We start from the raw sequence: 17448 nt of genomic DNA, 5'->3' as shown, positions 1-17448 counted from the left end.
CTGTAGGGGCAGGGCTTTGATGTTTTGATGTTCGTGGAGATGGGACGTCAACCGATGTCCCACCATTCGCCAAGGCCGATCAGCTTCTGCTCGTTCTCGGTGACCGCCTTGCGCGTGTCCCCCTTGCTCTTGGCAGACAGGAGCGCGACAAGGATTTCGCTCACCAGCAGGGCGGGCGTGGCGGTATCGAAGAACGACGGCGCTTCGTTGCGGACGACGATGGTCTCACTGGCAAAGCGGGCGACCGGGGATGCCGGGCTGTCGGTGATGGCAATGATTGCAACGCCCTGCTGATGCAGGAAATTGGCGAGTGTCACGGCCCGGCGGGCATATCTGGGCATGCTGCAGACCAGCGCGACGTCGCCAGGGCCGGCCTGGTTGATGATGGTCATCGCACCGCTTTCACCCGACCCCTCAACCAGCCGGACATTACGGGCAAAGTACGCAGCGACGTGGGCGAACTGGAAGGCGACACTGTAGGACGAGCGTACGCCAAGCGAATAGATGTTCCGTGCGGCCGCGAGCCGCCGGGCGGAACGCACAATGGCGGCCAGGTTGGCTTCCGAGCAAATCGACTGAATATGCGAAATGACGTTGTTCGCCATATCCTGAACCAGCGCATGCTCGCCGATCCGTCGGTTCAGCTCGATCAGACCTTCGACGCGTCCACCATAGGCGGGACTCCGCGAGCGGACCGAGTCAATGAACACTTGCCGCATCTCGTCAAAGCCGGAAAAGCCCAGACGCTTTGCCAGCCTCGTCATGGTGGAGGGCGGAACGCCGGCCATCCGGGCCTGGTCCCGCATCGACATCACGGCCACTTCCTGCGGGCTCTCCATCACGAACTTGGCAGCCTGCCGTTCCTGCTTCGGCATGGCGTCCAGCTGTTCCTTCAGGAGAGTGATGATCGTCGAGTATTCCACTGTCGTTGTGCGGTTCATGGCGTGAAGGGAGTCTAGTTCAAGTGAATCAGTTTTATCCAATAATGGTTCATTTGGCGCACTGATTCCGCTAAGGGTTTACCTGCGGGCCCTTGGTTTTATTGGCCTGGCGAGCATGGGCATGCCGCGGCGTGGATCAAAATTGGATCTCCCGCACTTTGTGTGACGGCCGAGTCGAGGGCTTGTCAAGGGCGCCATCGGCACCTTTCTTCCAGCCATGAGGGTAGATTCAAACCCTGCGGTTCCTGGATGCCCGCTTACTTGATAAACCCGAGTTCCTTGCTGATCCTCTCGAGAACCGGGTCGAATTGGCAGGGGGATGGGCCCGCCCGGGGCGATCCGGCATAATGGCCGGCGCACCATGGCGGCAATAGATTGGATTGGGTAATGCACATGAAGCCGGACATCTCTCGCGAAATGACTTCACCGGGCACGGACGGGGGCGACGACTGCCCCTTGCGCTGGTTCGACGCGGATCGCGGCGCGTTCGAATCGCTCGAACAATGGATCGCCGAGCATCCGGCCGATTTCTTTGCGGGCGAGCGTTTTGATCCGGTCGGCGCTTGCGTCACACGCGAGGAAGTGTTCGCCTCGGTTGAGCTGCCCGAGATGCCGACATCGCCGCAAGCGCATGCCGATCATCTGCTCAACGACGTGTTCAGGCACGTGATGCCCGTGGCATCGCCAGCCTTCGTCGGGCACATGACATCGTCGCTGCCGTCGTTCATGCCTTCTCTGGCCAAGGTGATGGCGGCACTGAACCAGAACGTCGTCAAGCTCGAGACGTCAGGCGCGCTGACGGGGCTTGAGCGCCAGGTCATCGGGATGCTGCATAACCTGGTGTTTGCAGAGGGAGGCGCGTTCTATGGGAGATGGCTGCACGATGCCGACCACGCGCTCGGCGCGATCTGTTCTGGCGGCACGGTCGCCAACCTCACCGCATTATGGGCGAGCCGCAACAAGCTGCTTGGCGCGCGTGATGGCTTCGCTGGCATCCAGCGTGCCGGACTGGTGGCTGCGCTGCGCCACTACGGCCATGACGGGCTCGCGATCGTCGTTTCGGAGCGCGGCCACTACTCGTTGCGCAAGGCCGCCGATGTGCTTGGCATCGGCCGCGACAATCTCGTGCTGGTCGATGTCGATGCAGACGGCCGCATGCGCATCGACCGCTTGCGCGACACCCTGCATGACCTGCAGCAGCGCAACATCCGGCCGATGGCGATCGTCGGTATCGCGGGGACGACGGAGACCGGCGCGGTCGATCCGCTCGACGCGATTGCGGACGTGGCCCAGGAGGCCGGCTGCCATTTCCACGTGGATGCCGCCTGGGGCGGGGCAACGCTTCTTTCCGTGCGCGAGCGCTGGCGCTTCGCGGGCATCGAACGCGCCGATTCCGTCGTGATCGATGCGCACAAGCAGTTCTACGTGCCGATGGGCGCCGGCATGGTGCTGTTCCGCAGCCCGACGTGGACGCAGGAAATCATCCAGCATGCGAACTACATCGTGCGCAAGGGCTCGGTGGACCTGGGGCGCCATACGCTCGAAGGCTCGCGCGGCGCGGCCGCAGTCATGCTTTACGCCAACCTGCACCTGCTCGGCCGCAAGGGCCTGGCGCAGCTGATCGATCGAAGCATCGACAACGCCCGCTACTTTGCATCGCTGATCGCGCAGCAGCCCGATTTCGAGCTCGACAGCGATCCGCAGCTTTGCATCCTGACCTATCGCCATGTGCCCGAGATCGTGCAGGCCGCGCTGGCAACCGCCTCGGCCGAACGGCGCGAGAAGATCCTGGACGCGCTTGATGCCCTGACCATCAGCATCCAGGAAATGCAGCGCGATGCCGGCCGCTCGTTCGTCTCGCGCACGCAGTTGACGTCGACGCAGTGGGGTGGACGCCCGATTGCTGTTTTTCGCGTGGTGCTGGCCAATCCGGATACGACGCAAGCCATCCTGCGGGACATCCTCGACGAGCAGCGCGCGCTGGCCATGGCCAGTCCATGCATGGCGCCGCTGATGGCGCTGGTGGCGGCGACTGACGTGGCGTGACGTCTGTGTAGCGGGCGGGCGCCATTCGGCACGGCATGGGCGCGCGCAGCGGCTTCCCGCTGCACTCACCCCGCCAACGCGATCACCACCCGATTGGCTCAAGGCCAGGTGCATGCCCAATGTGCTGATCACCCCCACCTGGCTTCCATGGCAATTCCATCCTCCGCGGCAAGACAGATTGCGGAGAACATTATTCGCGTTTCCGCCAATCAATTGCCGGACAACATCATCGATCCCGCACGCGGATACTGAGGCATGGACTTCAGTTGTGGCCCGAGTCGGTAAAGCAGCCTCTCGACGTTGTCGCGCAGATTGCTCAGCAGATGCCAGCGATCCGAGACTTGCCTGGCTGCCGGCAGCGCGAGGTCGACTGCCTCAGAGCAGGGCCCGGCCCGGTCCCTGACGACGATCTCGATCTTCGATGGCGGACTCGAACAGATCGGGTGCGATCGGACCAAGCGCGAAGATGTAGATGAGGCAGCCGACCAGGGCAACGATCGATGCCGACACCAGGCCGGGTGCAAAGGACCCGGTCTTGTCCTTGAGCATGCCAATGACCACCGGACTCGCGAGTCCCGCGAAGTTCGCTACGCAGTTCTGGAAGCCGGCGATCGTCCCCACGATGGAGCGCGCGCCCCGAGGCGACACGTCGGCGGGCAGTGCAAGGATGGCGGACGTCGCGGCGGAGACACCAAAGAAGGCGACCGAGAGCAGTGCGACGGCGAACCAGGCCTGCGGGACAATGCCTGCCAGGCCAATCGTCGCGCTCAACGCCATTCCCGCCACAATGCAAAGCTTGCGCCCAAAGCTCAGGCCATAACGGGTCTCTGCGATCTTGTCCGAGACCCACCCACCGGCCCAGGAACCTGCCAGTCCCAGCAAACCCGGCAGGATGCCGAAGAAGCCAAGTTGCAACAGCGAGAAGCCCCGCTCATGGACGAGGTAGGTCGGGTACCACGTAATGAAGAAGTAGATCACGTAGCTCTGGCATGCAAAGCCGAGGGACATGGCCCAGATCGTCCGGGATTTCAGCAGCGTTCCCCACTTGATGCGTACCGACGCAACGTTCGCATCTGACTCCCCGTGGTCGATATGCTCGACTTCCGCCCTGTTGACGAACCGGTTCTGCAACGGGAACTCGGTCGCGGTGAACAGCCATATGGCCACCCAGAGGAATCCGACCAGGCCGGTGACGACGAACGAGGCCTTCCACCCAAAGCCAGCGATGATCGCGGTACACAAAGGAATCGCGATCAGCGTGCCGCCCCGGGCGCCACTGTCGTAAATGCCGGTCGCCAGTCCGCGCTCGGTCGGCGGAAACCAGCGCTCGACGAACTTGGTCGCCGCGGGAAACGCGCCGGCTTCCCCGACCCCAAGCATCAGACGTACACCGAGTAGTTGGGCGCTCGAGCGGACAAAGCCTGTTGCAATGGTGAAGGCTGACCACCAGACTACGGCCGCTGCAAATACCGCTCGCGCACCCAGGCGATCGACCAGTATGCCGGCGGGAATCTGGAATGCGGCATAAGTCCAGAAGAATGCGCCGAGGATGAACCCGGATTCGGCCGCGGACAGCTTCAGGTCCGCTTGCATATACGGGAGCGCCACGGACAAGTTTGCCCGGTCCATGTAGTTGGTGACGATGGCAATGAATGCCAGGCCGACCATGAACCATCTGTGACGTGTTGGCTTCGATGCGGTGTTCACCGTTGGCTGCGGTGCGGCCATGGCATCTCCTGGAATGCGTGGCCCGCGTCTGTCGTGGCATTGGACTTTGGCAAGCAGCGCCAGAGATGAAGATACGCCTTTATGCGCTGCCGGGCATAGGGGGGACGTAGCGCGGCCGGCGCGCAATGGGCTCGTGGCGCTTGCCATGCGAACCGGGCCGCGCGGGGCGGCCACCGGCGTCTGCGCACCCGCTTCGGGTGCCGCGCCGATTTTCGGCAGGATTTCCCCAAGCTGGCCTGCTGCCAGATGGGCTGGTCCGCCGTCCAGCGTGAGGAAATTCCGGTCTGGTACGTCTTAGAAGCGGTGACGCAGGCCGACGGTGGCGCCGGTCTGGTTCTCGCCCGGCACCACGGTGCCGGTGCCGTTCAAGCCCAGCGACGACCCCGACTTGTTCTTCGCGAAGCCGACGTTCAGGTAGACATCGGTGCGCTTGGACAGCGAGTAGTCAGCCGACATCACGAGCATCCACGGGTCCGCGTCGCTGTTGTGCGTGTCGGTGTAGTATGCCGCGCCGGTCAGCTGGAACGCCGGCGTGAAGCGGTACTGCGCGCCCGCCCAGTAGACGTTGCTGCGCAGCGGGGCAGCGGTGGCGCTGCCGGTACCGTCATCCTTCATCCAGCGGTAGCCCGCGAAGACCTTGCCCTCGCCAATGGTGACCGCCGTACCGATCGCCGCGCGCCGGGCGCTGCGATCCTGGAGCGCCACGGTGCCGCCCTGGTACTGGTCGTAGGCGGCGCCAACCGAGAAGGCGCCTGCCGCGTAGGCCAGGCCACCGCCAAAGTTGCGGCCTGCCTTGGGCGATCCCGGCACTTCACCGTTGTTGTCGCGGCCAAAGCTGTAGAAGGCCGTGGCGGTCAGGCCGCCGAACTTGCCGGTGTACTTGATGGCGTTGTCGGCGCGGTTGTTGAAGGCCGAATCGACGCTGGTCAGCGAGTAGCGCGGGCCCACGCCCATCGGGTCATAGGCGCCAAACAGGTCATACAGCGCGTTCTGCTGGCGGCCCAGCGTCACGGCGCCGAAGCCGCCCTGCAGGCCGACAAAGGCCTGGCGGCCGAACAGGCGACTGCCCTGGCCGGAAAGGCCGGTATCGATATCGAAACCGCTTTCCAGCACAAAAATGCCCTTCAGGCCACCGCCCAGGTCTTCCGTGCCGCGCAGGCCCCAGCGGGAGCCCGACAGGTTGCCGGAATTGAGCCGGGTCACGGTGCCGTTGGCACCATTGCTGCCGGCAACATGGTTGATGACTTCGACGCCGGCATCGACGATGCCATACAGCGTCACATTGGATGCGGTCTGCGCCTGGACCAACCCGGGTGCCGCCGAGGCTGCGGCTACCGTCACTGCAAGGAGAGCTTTCTTCACTGATTTATCCAACTTATCGTTCTATGGGAGAGACCTGCCCAGAACGGCCTGGAATGCGTGGCATACCTAGGCCACCCCGGAGGCCTGCGCATTGTGGCGAGCGGATATGAAAGCTTTATGACGCAATGGCCACGACGCATGGCTTGAAAGTGCCTCTGACCTCCCTTTCTTTCAGACTCCTCGATGCGAGCCGGGACGTTTTGGTAGGATTCAGTCTTTTCGAAGACCGGTATTCCCGAGTGCCCTGCTCTGTCCTGTGCCCCCGCCTTGTGATGATCGTGGTTGCTTCATGAGGCTGGACAAGATCAAGTCCCTGCTCGTCCCGCCGCTGACCCAGGCCTGGGCGCAATGGCAACCGGTGCAGCGCGTCAAGTCCCTCCCCGCCATGCGGCGTCCGACGCGCAGGCAGGCACTGCTCGCCGTGGCGGCCGTGCCGGCGGCGTTCGTGCTCTATGTGCTGGTGCTGATTCCGTTCACGCCGGGCATCAGCGACATCCGCAAGGCTCGCTTCGAGCGCCCGGCGCAGGTGCTGTCCGCCGACGGCAAGGAACTGGCCGTATTCAAGTGGGCCAACCGCGACTGGGTGAAGCTGTCGGAGATCTCGCCGACGGTGATCGATGCCTTGATCGCCACCGAAGACCACCGCTTCTACCAGCATCATGGCCTGGACTGGCGGCGCACGGCCTCGGCCGCGCTGCACACCTTCTCCGGCGACCGCCAGGGCGGTTCCACCATCACCCAGCAGCTCGCCCGCAACCTGTACCCGGACGAGATCGGCCGCGCGCCGACCATGACGCGCAAGCTCAAGGAGGCGATCACCGCGTTCAAGATCGAGGCCCTGTACACCAAGGAACAGATCCTCGAGACCTACCTGAACACGGTGCCGTTCCTGTACAACGCGTACGGCATCGAGATGGCCGCGCGCACCTACTTCGACAAGTCGGCCCGCTCGCTCGACGTGCTGCAGAGCGCCACGCTGATCGGCATGCTCAAGGGCAACAGCTACTACAACCCGGTGCTGAACCCCGAACGCGCGCTCGACCGGCGCAACACGGTGCTGGCGCAGATGGTCAAGCGCGGCCGGCTCGATGCCGCGCGCTTCGAGCAGTTAAAGAAGCGGCCGCTGCGCATCGACTTCGAGCGCCAGACTGAACCGCCGGGCCCGGCGCCGCACTTTGCCCTGCAACTGCGCAAGTGGCTGATCGGCTGGGCCGACCGCAACGGCTATGACATCTACGCCGATGGGCTGGTCGTGCACACCACCATCGACGCGCGCCTGCAGGCAATGGCCACGCAGGCCGTCACGGCGCAGGGCAACCGGCTGCAGTCGATCGCCAATGCCGCGTGGGCGCCGCGCGCCGGCTGGGCGGCCAGCAAGGACCTGGTGCAGGCCTTTGTCCGTGAAACGCCCGAATACCGCAGCGCCGTGGCTGCCGGCACGCCGGCCGACGAGGCGCTCAAGCACCTGCTGACCAACACTTCCTTCATGCAGGCGCTGCGCCAGCAGAAGACGCGCATCCAGGCCGGCTTTATTGCCATCGATCCGCGCACCGGACAGATCCGCGCATGGGTCGGCAGCCGCGACTACACCCAGGACGCGTTCGACCACGTGCAGAGCGCGCGCCGCCAGCCGGGCTCCACGTTCAAGCCCTTTGTCTACGGCGCTGCATTCGAGCAGGGCAAGACGCCCGACGACACGCTGGTGGACCAGCCCGTCGAAATCCAGCTGGCCGGCGGCGAAGTCTGGCGGCCGACCGACGAAGGCCGCCCGAGCGGCCGCGCCATGACGCTGCGCGACGGCCTGGTCTATTCGCGCAACACCATCACGGCCCAGCTCATGCAGGAGGTGGGTCCGGCGCGCGTCGCGCGGCTCGCGCGCGCCATGGGCGTGCGCGACAGCAAGCTCGACCTGGTCCCGTCGCTGGCGCTGGGCACAAGCCCGGTGACCCTGCGGGAAATGGTGGCGTCCTATGCCACCATCGCCAACGCGGGCGACTATATCGCGCCGACGATGGTGACCCGCATCGAGGACCGCGACGGCAAGGTCCTGCAGGAATTCCAGCCCGCGCGCGCCGAGCGCGCCCTGCCCGCCGACACCACGCAGACCCTGCTCGACGTGATGCGCGACGTGATCGACCGCGGTACCGGCGCCAGCATCCGCTCGCGCTTCGGCATCCGCGCCGACGTGGCCGGCAAGACCGGCACCACGCAGGACAACGCCGACGGCTGGTTCATCCTGATGCATCCCGAGCTGGTCGCGGGCGCGTGGGTCGGCTTCAACGACAGCCGCGTCACGCTGCGCAGCGACTACTGGGGACAGGGCGCCCACAGCGCGCTGCCGATCGTCGGGGACTTCTACCAGCACTCGCTGCGGGCCCGCATCATCGATGGCCGCGCGCGCTTCGCCGAGCCCGAGGAATCGGGCGTCTTCAGCGCGCTGGCCACGCAGGTACGCGGGTGGTTCACGCGGCTGTTCGGCGGCAAGGGCCCGACGGAAGCACCGGCCAGCCGGCCTGCCCCGCGCCGCCCGGCGTTGCCTTCGCCGGAAGCGGATGTCACGCCGCAACCGCCGGCGCAAGCCGCCACCACCGCCGAGGCTTCCGACGCCAGCGCCGGCATGGCGCTCGACCGCGGCGAAGTCGTGGTCGCGCCGGAGCCGGCACCCGCGGAACCGGCCGACGCCACAGCCGGCACCGTGCCGGCACCACCGGCTCTGCCGACCCTGCCCCCCACTGCCCCGGCATCCCCCGCACCTGGCGCAACCAGCACGCCTGGCTGACCTGCGGCCAGCGCGTCTCCCGCTGGCATGCCCCGCAGCGCACCTGCGGGACACCGTCCACCGCGACGCGCGGACGACTGCTGGCGACCGGACCGATCCGTGCCTACATTGATTCCATCGGTGTCAGCGGGAGGGCGCGGCCATGTCCAGACAACTTGCCGTGATGATGGTGCTGCTGGCAGCCAGCGGGCTGGCCCAGGCCGTCACCAAATGCCAGAACGGGAGCGAAACGCTCTACACGTCGGCGTCCTGCCCGGCGGGCTACCGCAACGTCACGGGCACCATGCGCTCCCACGTGATGACGGTCCCCGGCGCCGCGAAGAACCAGAAGGCCGACCGCGCCATGTCGGCCCTGCGCATGCAGTCGGCCGCCCAGGACCGCGCCGACGAGGAGATGGAACTGCGCGCCCAGAACGCATTCTGGAACCAGTGCCTCGCCATCGACTACCGCGTGCGCGCGACCGAGCGCGCCATGCAGACCACTGAATACTGGAGCTACGCCGACCGCTACCGCGAACACGCGGACGCCTTGCGTGCGCTGCAGTTCGGCATGGGCTGCCTGGGCTGAGTGCCTCGGGCGGCCGCGCGATGGCGGCGTGACCGATCCGGCATGCGCACGTCGCCGCGCGCATGGCATGTGCGAAAACAGACGGTCATCACGGACAAACCCCTGCGTCATAGCACCTGTGACCCGATCGTGGTCACCAGGCACCCCTGCCGTTGCAGGGATGCGAGCGATCACATGACGAGGGGGGCCCGAACATGAAGATCCGCCTAGCCTGCCTGGCCGCACTATCGGTGCTGCCAGCCGCCGCGCTTGCGCAAGCCAGCGCCACACCGTACGGCATTCTCGATGCCAGCGTGGAGCACGTATCCAACGTGCCCGCCACTGGCACGCGCGGCCACTATGTCATGCGCGAATACTCGACGAATCTCTCTGCGACACGTTGGGGCCTGCACGACGGCAAGGAGCCCGGCACTGGCCTGAAGGCCTTCGTCGCGATGGAAAGCGGCGCCTATGCCGATGTCGGCAACACCAGCCAGGCCAACCGCGCCAGCCTCGGCGCGGCCTATGCGCTGGGGCCGGCCAGGGCGGTGGCCGGCTATCGCTGGTCGTACGACAGCTTCAGCACGATCGCGCTGCGCAGCAACCTGTACTGGCTTGGCCTGCAGTACCAGCTCACGCCCGGGATCCAGGTCGGCGGCGCCGCCTACTACAACGATGCCCACCGCAGTTCGGGCGATCCGTACAGCTTCATGCTGACCGGTTCGTATGCCTATTCCAAGCGCACCGATGTCTATACCGTGCTGGGATATGCCAGGAGCCGCAACGGCCCGGCCATGGGCCTGTCAGGCTTCGGGCCGTCGCTGAATCCGTATGCGACCGCGCTGTCGGGGCCGACCGAGCAGGTCGGCGCGCGGGAAAGCCAGTTCGGCGCGGTGATCGGACTGCGGCACCGGTTCTGACAATCGTTTCGCAGGGGACGTACCGCGTGCCGCGATATCAGCGCATCACAACCAGCATGCCGTAAAACAGGACCGCCAGGAACAGCGTCTCCAGCACCATCAGCGCCACCGGTTTCCAGCCCACGGACAGGATGTCCTTGAGGTGCGTCTTCATGCCGATGGAGACCATCGCCATGACCAGGCACCACTGCGAGGCGAACTGTCCCGCCTTGACCAGCGACGCGGGCAGCCAGCCGGTGCTGTTGATCGCCACCAGCGCCGCGAACGCCACGGCGAACCACGGCAGCAGCGGCGGACGCGTACCCGTGCCGGCTTCGCCCTGTGCGCGCTGATGACGTTGCGACAGCCACGCGGCCAATGCGATCACGGGCAGCAGCATGGCCACGCGCATCAGCTTGATCAGCGTGGCCGCATCGCCGGCTTCGTGCGAGATGCTGTAGCCGGCGCCCACGACCTGCGCCACGTCATGGATGGTGCCGCCGATAAAGGCTCCGGCCTGCAGTGCAGGCAGCGCCAGCACTTGCGCGATCATCGGGTACAGCACCATCGCCAGCGTGGATAGCGTGCTGACCGAGATCACCGTGAACAGCGTCGCGCGCTCCTTCAGCGGATGCTGCGGCATGGCAGCCGCCAGCGCCAGCGCCGCCGAAGCGCCGCAAATGGCGACGGCCCCGCCGGTCAACAGACCGAAGAAAGTCTGGAACCCCATCAGCCGCGCCAGCACGATGCCGCACAGGATGGTCAGGCCCACCGCCAGCACGACCATGGCAACGGAGTGCCATCCGAGTGCGGCAACCTGCGACGCCGTGATGCGCAGCCCCAACAGGGCCACGCCCAGCCGAAGCACCTGCTTGGCGCTGAAGTCGATGCCCGACGCGCTGGACGGCTCCTTGGACAGGAAGTTCAGCGCCATGCCCAGCAGCAACGCGAACAGCATCACCGGTGCGTGGTAATGGTCGGCCAGCGACATGGCTGCGACGGTCACCACCGCGCTGATGATCATGCCGGGCAGATAGCCGCGGAACATGGTCAACGAGCTTGGGCTCAGAAATCTTGCGGACATGGCTGTCTCTCCGGTACATCGGTGGGGGGCAGCCCGTCCTCGGAAAAGGCTTCTGGCTGAGTTGTCGGACGTGGGGAACGCCGGCTTGCTTGCTATACGCTCAATGTAGGCGGTAGCCCGCGCGCATGCTTTGCATTGCCTGCGGCAAGCTTGACATTTCGTGCCAGGGGGTCTTGCGCTATCGAGTGGGAGTCACATCGATGACACGGTCGCACGTACGGGCTCACACCGGTCCGGGTAGTGTTTTCAGTCCGAGCCAAAGCACTCCGATCACGACATTGACCGGCACGATCAGCACACCGGGCACATAGAAGATCGCCGACAGGCCGGGCTCGCGCAGCATCGACTCGACCGCGCCGCCGAGGGCGAAGAAGATCAGCCCGCACCAGAGCCAGCGCCGCATGTACGTCAGCAGCCAGTGCGCGTGCATCTTGTTGAAGCGCCACGCGGCCGAGCGTTCCAGCAGATTCCCTCTGCTGGCATCCTTGTACAGCCAGTCAAAGAAGAAATAGCGGTACAGCAGGGTGCGAAAAAGAAGTTCTCGCATAATTACCCAGTCTAGCAACTGCGTGTCACGCCGGCGCGGGCCGGGACGGCGTGGAGGCTTTCCCGCCATTCCCGGCCGGTTTGGGCAACGCTTGCGCCGCTTCCCCAGCCGTTGGCGCCGATGTCGCTGACCGCCGGCCGCGGCCGAAGCTAGCCCATGATATTCACGCCGCCATCCACATACAGCGTCTCGCCCGACAGACGGCGGGCATAGGGCGTGGCAAGAAATGCGCAGGTGAAGCCGACATCCATGATGTCGACCAGCTCGCCCAGCGGCGCGCGCTGAGCGGCATCCGCGAGCATCAGGTCAAAGTCCTTCAGGCCCGAGGCGGCGCGCGTCTTGAGCGGGCCGGGCGATATCGCATGCACCCGTATGCCCCGCGGCCCGAGCTCGTAGGCCAGGTAGCGTGACGCCGCTTCAAGTGCGGCTTTCACGGGCCCCATGACGTTGTAGTTGGGCACGACCTTGTTGGCACCGTAGTAGCTCATCGTGAACATCGTGCCGCCGTCGCGCATCAGCGGAGCGGCCAGCCGTGCCATCCGGATGAAGGAGTGGCAGGAAATGTCCATCGCCTTGGCGAACCCTTCGGCGGAACAGTTCAGGAGTCCGCCCTGGAGATCGTCCTTCGGCGCCCAGGCCACCGAATGCAGCAGGATGTCCAGCTTGCCCCACTTGTCTTCGATCTGCCCGAACAGCGCTTCCATCTCGGCTTCGCTGGAAACGTCGAGCGGCAGGAAGATCGGTGATTCAAGCGCTTGCGCCACCGGCTCCACATACTGCCTGGTCTTTTCATTGGCATAGGTGATCGCGACCTCGGCGCCCAGCTCGTGAAAGGCCCTGGCGCAGCCATAGGCGATCGAGTCCTCATTCGCGATGCCGCAGATCAGCGCCTTTTTGTTGGCCAGGATCGGCTGTGGTATCTGGACTGTCATGTCACATCCCCTTGGTATCGATCAATGCCCTGGTATGCCTGGCGATCATCAGCTCTTCATCGGTCGGGATCACCCACACCGCAACCTGCCCGGATGCCGTGCCGATACGCGTCGCGCCGTTGGCATTGGCATTGGCCGCCGCATCAACGGTCACGCCAAGCCAGGCTGCCTGACGGCACACGCGCTCGCGAATCAACGGGGCATGTTCGCCGATGCCCGCGGTGAAGACGAGCGCGTCCAGGCCCTGCGCCGCCGCGGCCAGCGAGCCCAGCTCGCGCCCGATCCGGTAGGTGTATAGCTCGACCGCCAGGCGGGCGCGCGGATCGTCGCTGGCGAGCAGCACGCGCATATCGCTCGATATGCCGGAGACGCCGAGCAGGCCGGACTGGCGGTAGATAAGATCCTCGATGTCGTGCGCGCCCATGCCCAGTTCGCTGATCAGGTACAGGATCACGCCCGGATCGAGGCTGCCGCAGCGCGTGCCCATCGGCAAGCCGTCGACCGCGGTGAAGCCCATGGTGCTGGCCACGCTACGGCCCGCCACCAGCGCGCACATGCTGCTGCCATTGCCAAGGTGGGCCACCACGGTGCGGCCGGCCGCGGCCCTGGCGTCGATACCCGGCAGGACGCTTGCGATGTACTCGTAGGAGAGCCCGTGGAAACCGTAGCGGCGGATGCCGCGCTCGGTCATCGAAGCCGGCAGCGCAAAGGCCTGGGCGATCTCCGGCTGCGCCCGGTGGAAGGCGGTGTCGAAGCAGGCCACCTGCGGCAGTTCCGGCCGCCGTTCGGCGAGGATCCGGATCGGCTTGAGGTTGTGCGGCTGGTGCAAGGGCGCCAGCGGGCAGAGCGTATCGAGCTCGGCCAGCAGTTCGTCGTTCACCCGTGCCGGCTGCGCGAAGCGCACACCGCCATGCACCACGCGGTGCCCGACCCCGACCAGCGTATGACCTTCTCCGTGGCTGCGCAGGAAGTCAGCGAGAAAGGCGACGGCGCCGCCGTGTCCGAGCTCCGTCCCGTCGCCCCACTTCCGGGTCTCCACTTCGGTGCCGGAGGCATCCGCCGCACGAAAGGTCGGCGACGTGTAAAGCCCGTCGAGACTGCCCCGCAGCACCAGCCTGAGTGCGTCGCCCTGTGCGTCGTAGGCGCAGTACTTCAGGCTCGATGAACCTGCGTTCAGGACAAGGATCACATCGGCCATGTCGTCACCCCTGTACCTGGCCGGAATCCCGGCGTGCCTTGGCCACCAGCGCCGCCACCGCGCATGAGGCCAGGCGCGTCATGACCGCATCGGCGCGGCTGGTCAGGATGATGGGCACGCGCGCGCCCAGCACGATGCCGGCCGCATCGGCGCCGGCCAGGAAGGTCAGGCTCTTGGCGAGCATATTGCCGGCGTCCAGGTCCGGCACCAGCAGCACGTTGGCGCGCCCCGCCACGGGCGAGTCGATCTTCTTGATGCGCGCGGCGTCCAGGTTGATGGCGTTGTCCAGCGCCAGCGGGCCGTCGACCACCGCGCCGGTAATCTGGTGCCGGTCGACCATCTTGCACAAGGCGGCGGCCTCCACGGTGGACGGCACCTTGGGGTTGACCGTTTCCATCGCCGAGAGGATCGCAACGCGTACGTCCTTGACCTGGAGCGCATGCGCCAGGTCGATGGCGTTCTGGAGGATATCCGCCTTCTCCTCGAGCGTCGGCGCGATGTTGACGGCGGCGTCCGTAATGATCAATGCGTCGTCGTGGCCGGGCACATCCATCACGAAGCAGTGGCTGATTCGTCTGGCCGTGCGCAAGCCGCCGTCGCCCTTGACCACGGCGGCCATCAGTTCATCGGTATGGAGGCTGCCCTTCATCAGCGCTTCGGCCTTGCCTTCGCGCACCAGCCGCACGGCGGCGGCCGCGGCGGCATGGCTGTGCTCGGCTTCGACGATCGGATACGCGCTGATATCGATCTCGCTGGCACGGGCCGCCTCTTCGATGCGATCGCGAGGCCCGACCAGGACAGGTGCAATCAGGCCCAGCCGCGCCGCCTCGACCGCGCCCTCCAGCGAACTGCGATCGCAAGGATGGGCGACAGCAGTGGGCGTCGGCGGAAGGGACTTGCAGTAGTCGATCAGGCGCTGATACTTCTCGTGCATGGCATTCACGGACTTTCTCCTGCGTCATCAGGTGGCTGTGGGTTGCCGGCCAGGTGCCGGCACAAGGCATTACGACGCGCGCACCAGCGGTGGGCGGCGCGGCCGACCAGGCTTGAGCGACAGGGCCGCACGGATACGTTCGAGCATCGCGGCCTGCTCGGTCGTCGGCGCGCGGCCCAGCAGCCGCTCGTCCTCCCTTAGCTTCTCTGTAAGTGTCTGCAAGCGCTGGCGATCGTTCGGGTCGCGTAGCAAGACCGGCAGCGTCTCCAGCGCGCGCTCCGGCGCGTACAACGTAATGAGTTCCTGCTGGCCACGAATCCGGCGCCACGCCTCCGGCAGCAGTTCCGGCAGCAGTTCGGCGTAGTCCTTCACCAGTTCCTTGCGCAATTCGAGCCGCGACAGCGGCAACGGCTCGCCCTGTTGCTTGAGCAGGCAGGCCACTCGGGCGATGGCCTCCGCGTAGCCGCCCTGCTCGATCGACGCCAGCGCGGCCTTCACCTCCGGCAGTTCGCGTGGCTCGGTCACCTTGGGCGGACCGGCATGCGACGCCTTGTCCTGCGGAATCGCCCAGTGCAGGTTCGCGTACAGGTTGAAGAAGGTGGCTTCCGTCACCGCATCGCGCACGGCACGGTAGGCGTCAAGGCCAGCGCTGAGCATGTCCGCACCGGCCTGCTCGCGCTTGCGCAGCGGATGGTCGGCATCCAGCGCCTGCCGGTTCGTCTTCACCGCATTGGCCGCGGCACCCACCCATGCCATCCATGGATTCAGGTCCGAAAACGCCCAGTTCTGCATCCGCAGCGGATGGAACTCGCGCAGCATCCGCGCCGATGCCTCGTTCGACATGGCTTGCACGAACGGCTGGGCGAACAGCTCATAGGCGCGCTGGTTGAATTCCGACAGCGCGGCGACGGCCTCGAACGGCTTCTCGTCCGCGCGCTCGAAGCGGTTGAGCCGTTGCGCGATCTCTTCGAGCGAATGTTCGCGGAACTCGACCTCGTACTCGACCCCGCCATCGGACTTGCGCTCATGGATCAGCATGCCGTAGAGCCCCGGCGGCAACAACTCGATGCTCTGCAGCACGGAAACGATCTGCGCGTGCTCCTTCTGCGCGACCTTGCCTGAGACGAAGATGCCAAGGTGGCCGACGTCCTGGTGCATCATCCCGACGATGACCTGGCCGCGCGCCTTGATCTCCTCGGTGCTGCCGTAGACGTCCACCACCCAGTTGAAAGCCTGCTGCGGCGGCGTGATGTTGTCCCCCATCGAGGCAAACAGCACGATCGGGGCCTTGATGGCGCGCAGGTCGAACGCCTTGCCGCCGGCATCCTTGACGTCGCCGCTCCACAGCTTGTTGCCGACGAAGAGATTGCGCGTGATCCATTCGATCTCTTCGCGGTTCATCAGGTAGTAGCCGCCCCACCAGTGCTCGAACTCGAGGAAACGCGGCGGCTCGGTATCGGCCTTCTTGTACAGGTTGTAGTACTTGTCCCACAAGCTGTTGGCCGGATTCAGGTTCTCGAAATTCTGGACCAGCCAGGCGCCATCGAACTTGCCGTTGCCCAGGTCCGCCGTCAGCGACGACAGCCAGGTCCCGCCCAGCAGGCCACCCGAGTAGCGCATCGGGTTGTCGCCTTCGCCCTCGCTCCAGGCGCCGCCCCAGTAGGACATCGGCGCGCCGTTGATGACAATGGGCCCGGTGTCGTCCGGATCCGAGGCGGCGAGCATCATGGCGGCCCAGCCGCCCTGGCAATTGCCGACGATGGCCGGCTTGGGACTGTCCGGATGCAGCGCGCGCACTTTCCTGATGAATTGCTGTTCGGCCTCGCACACATCGAGCAGCGTTTGCCCCGGCTCCGGATCGCGAAAGAAAATGACGAAGTAGACCGGGTGGCCTGCGCGCATCGCCACGCCAACCTGGGAATCGTCCTTGAAGCCGCCGATGCCCGGGCCGTGGCCGGCACGCGGATCGATGATGACGTAAGGGCGGCGGCCGTTGTCGATCGTTACGCCGGCGGGCGGCGTGATCTTCAGCAGCGCATAGTTGACGGGCCGCTCGAAGGTGCGGCCGTCCAGCACGGTTTCGTACGCAAAGTGCAGGACGGGCTTGAGGCCCTGCGCCGCATTCTCGACAAAGTTGTTGCCGCGCTGCCGGATCGTGTCCCAGAACAGGATGGCACGCTGCATGCTGTCAACGGCGTACGCATAGCAGTTCATCGGGTCCGCCGCGGCCATCCAGCCAGCGGGCGTCGTCGCCTCGCCGGCCATGGCTTCCTGCGTGCGATGGCTGAATGCCTCTTGTGCAACCTTCAGGCGCTTTTGCAGCACCACGCCCGTCTTCACGCCCACATCACGCGCGTGAGCCAACTTCTTTCCTGCGTCCATGCTGCCCTCCGTAAGGGAACCGCCGCAAATCAATCGGTCAGAAACGCGAATCAGCAATCATCCGTCGCT

13 protein-coding genes are annotated in these 17448 nt (G+C 65.6%); 4 read left to right on the top strand and 9 right to left on the bottom strand.

Features of this window, described 5'->3' with window-relative positions; genetic code table 11:
• Positions 1-47: 47 nt before the first annotated feature.
• Entirely contained in the window at positions 48-941 is an 894-nt protein-coding gene (locus ACIGJB_RS18200) for a MurR/RpiR family transcriptional regulator (protein ID WP_483733704.1), read from the bottom strand.
• A 387-nt stretch (positions 942-1328) separates the two neighbouring features.
• Between ACIGJB_RS18200 and panP the strand changes: the two genes are divergently transcribed.
• On the top strand, positions 1329-2987 hold the full coding sequence (gene panP / locus ACIGJB_RS18195) for a pyridoxal-dependent aspartate 1-decarboxylase PanP (RefSeq protein WP_483733703.1): 1659 nt from the start codon (positions 1329-1331) through the stop codon (positions 2985-2987).
• A 375-nt stretch (positions 2988-3362) separates the two neighbouring features.
• Here the strand turns inward: panP and ACIGJB_RS18190 are convergent, their stop codons facing one another.
• Entirely contained in the window at positions 3363-4715 is a 1353-nt protein-coding gene (locus tag ACIGJB_RS18190) for an MFS transporter (protein ID WP_483733702.1), read from the bottom strand.
• A 294-nt stretch (positions 4716-5009) separates the two neighbouring features.
• On the bottom strand, positions 5010-6077 hold the full coding sequence (locus tag ACIGJB_RS18185) for a porin (protein WP_483733701.1): 1068 nt from the start codon (positions 6075-6077) through the stop codon (positions 5010-5012).
• Positions 6078-6366: 289 nt separating this feature from the next.
• Here ACIGJB_RS18185 and ACIGJB_RS18180 point away from each other — a divergent pair, with 289 nt between their 5' ends.
• From ACIGJB_RS18180 to ACIGJB_RS18170, 3 genes are all read left to right on the top strand, one after another.
• Positions 6367-8856: a penicillin-binding protein 1A gene (locus ACIGJB_RS18180; protein WP_483733700.1), complete on the top strand. Its 2490-nt coding sequence runs from the start codon at positions 6367-6369 to the stop codon at positions 8854-8856.
• Positions 8857-8998: 142 nt separating this feature from the next.
• A complete protein-coding gene (locus tag ACIGJB_RS18175; protein ID WP_483733699.1) occupies positions 8999-9424 on the top strand; it encodes a hypothetical protein in 426 nt (141 codons plus the stop codon).
• Between the two features lie 194 nt (positions 9425-9618).
• Positions 9619-10323, top strand: coding sequence for a porin (locus ACIGJB_RS18170; RefSeq protein ID WP_483733698.1), 705 nt, complete (start codon positions 9619-9621; stop codon positions 10321-10323).
• A 37-nt stretch (positions 10324-10360) separates the two neighbouring features.
• Here the strand turns inward: ACIGJB_RS18170 and ACIGJB_RS18165 are convergent, their stop codons facing one another.
• From ACIGJB_RS18165 to ACIGJB_RS18140, 6 genes are all read right to left on the bottom strand, one after another.
• On the bottom strand, positions 10361-11386 hold the full coding sequence (locus tag ACIGJB_RS18165) for a YeiH family protein (protein WP_483733697.1): 1026 nt from the start codon (positions 11384-11386) through the stop codon (positions 10361-10363).
• 223 nt (positions 11387-11609) lie between these two features.
• Entirely contained in the window at positions 11610-11933 is a 324-nt protein-coding gene (locus tag ACIGJB_RS18160; protein WP_483733696.1) for a hypothetical protein, read from the bottom strand.
• Positions 11934-12082: 149 nt separating this feature from the next.
• Positions 12083-12865 (bottom strand): enoyl-ACP reductase FabI, encoded by a 783-nt coding sequence (gene fabI, locus ACIGJB_RS18155; protein ID WP_483733695.1) that lies wholly within the window; start codon positions 12863-12865, stop codon positions 12083-12085.
• Between the two features lies 1 nt (position 12866).
• A complete protein-coding gene (locus ACIGJB_RS18150) occupies positions 12867-14063 on the bottom strand; it encodes an acetate/propionate family kinase (protein ID WP_483733694.1) in 1197 nt (398 codons plus the stop codon).
• Between the two features lie 4 nt (positions 14064-14067).
• Positions 14068-15006 carry a phosphate acetyltransferase gene (locus ACIGJB_RS18145; RefSeq protein ID WP_483733693.1) on the bottom strand — a complete coding sequence of 313 codons (939 nt, stop codon included), beginning with the start codon at positions 15004-15006 and terminating at the stop codon, positions 14068-14070.
• A gap of 60 nt (positions 15007-15066) precedes the next feature.
• Positions 15067-17379: a DUF3141 domain-containing protein gene (locus ACIGJB_RS18140; protein ID WP_483733692.1), complete on the bottom strand. Its 2313-nt coding sequence runs from the start codon at positions 17377-17379 to the stop codon at positions 15067-15069.
• Positions 17380-17448: the final 69 nt, after the last annotated feature.

The sequence above is a fragment of the Cupriavidus sp. C2SS-8b genome (genome assembly GCF_057073745.1).
The sequence above is the reverse complement of the archived record's forward strand: the minus strand, read 5'-3'. Positions and strand labels throughout refer to the sequence as shown.

What these genes read in the sequence shown, in the direction of transcription:
- ACIGJB_RS18170 (WP_483733698.1), top strand. Translation starts at nt 9,619, where the DNA reads ATGAAGATCCGCCTAGCCTGCCTGGCCGCACTATCGGTGCTGCCAGCC.
- ACIGJB_RS18175 (WP_483733699.1), top strand. Translation starts at nt 8,999, where the DNA reads ATGTCCAGACAACTTGCCGTGATGATGGTGCTGCTGGCAGCCAGCGGG.
- ACIGJB_RS18160 (WP_483733696.1), bottom strand. Translation starts at nt 11,933, where the DNA reads ATGCGAGAACTTCTTTTTCGCACCCTGCTGTACCGCTATTTCTTCTTT.
- ACIGJB_RS18190 (WP_483733702.1), bottom strand. Translation starts at nt 4,715, where the DNA reads ATGGCCGCACCGCAGCCAACGGTGAACACCGCATCGAAGCCAACACGT.
- ACIGJB_RS18180 (WP_483733700.1), top strand. Translation starts at nt 6,367, where the DNA reads ATGAGGCTGGACAAGATCAAGTCCCTGCTCGTCCCGCCGCTGACCCAG.
- ACIGJB_RS18200 (WP_483733704.1), bottom strand. Translation starts at nt 941, where the DNA reads ATGAACCGCACAACGACAGTGGAATACTCGACGATCATCACTCTCCTG.
- panP (WP_483733703.1), top strand. Translation starts at nt 1,329, where the DNA reads ATGCACATGAAGCCGGACATCTCTCGCGAAATGACTTCACCGGGCACG.
- fabI (WP_483733695.1), bottom strand. Translation starts at nt 12,865, where the DNA reads ATGACAGTCCAGATACCACAGCCGATCCTGGCCAACAAAAAGGCGCTG.
- ACIGJB_RS18140 (WP_483733692.1), bottom strand. Translation starts at nt 17,379, where the DNA reads ATGGACGCAGGAAAGAAGTTGGCTCACGCGCGTGATGTGGGCGTGAAG.
- ACIGJB_RS18150 (WP_483733694.1), bottom strand. Translation starts at nt 14,063, where the DNA reads ATGGCCGATGTGATCCTTGTCCTGAACGCAGGTTCATCGAGCCTGAAG.
- ACIGJB_RS18165 (WP_483733697.1), bottom strand. Translation starts at nt 11,386, where the DNA reads ATGTCCGCAAGATTTCTGAGCCCAAGCTCGTTGACCATGTTCCGCGGC.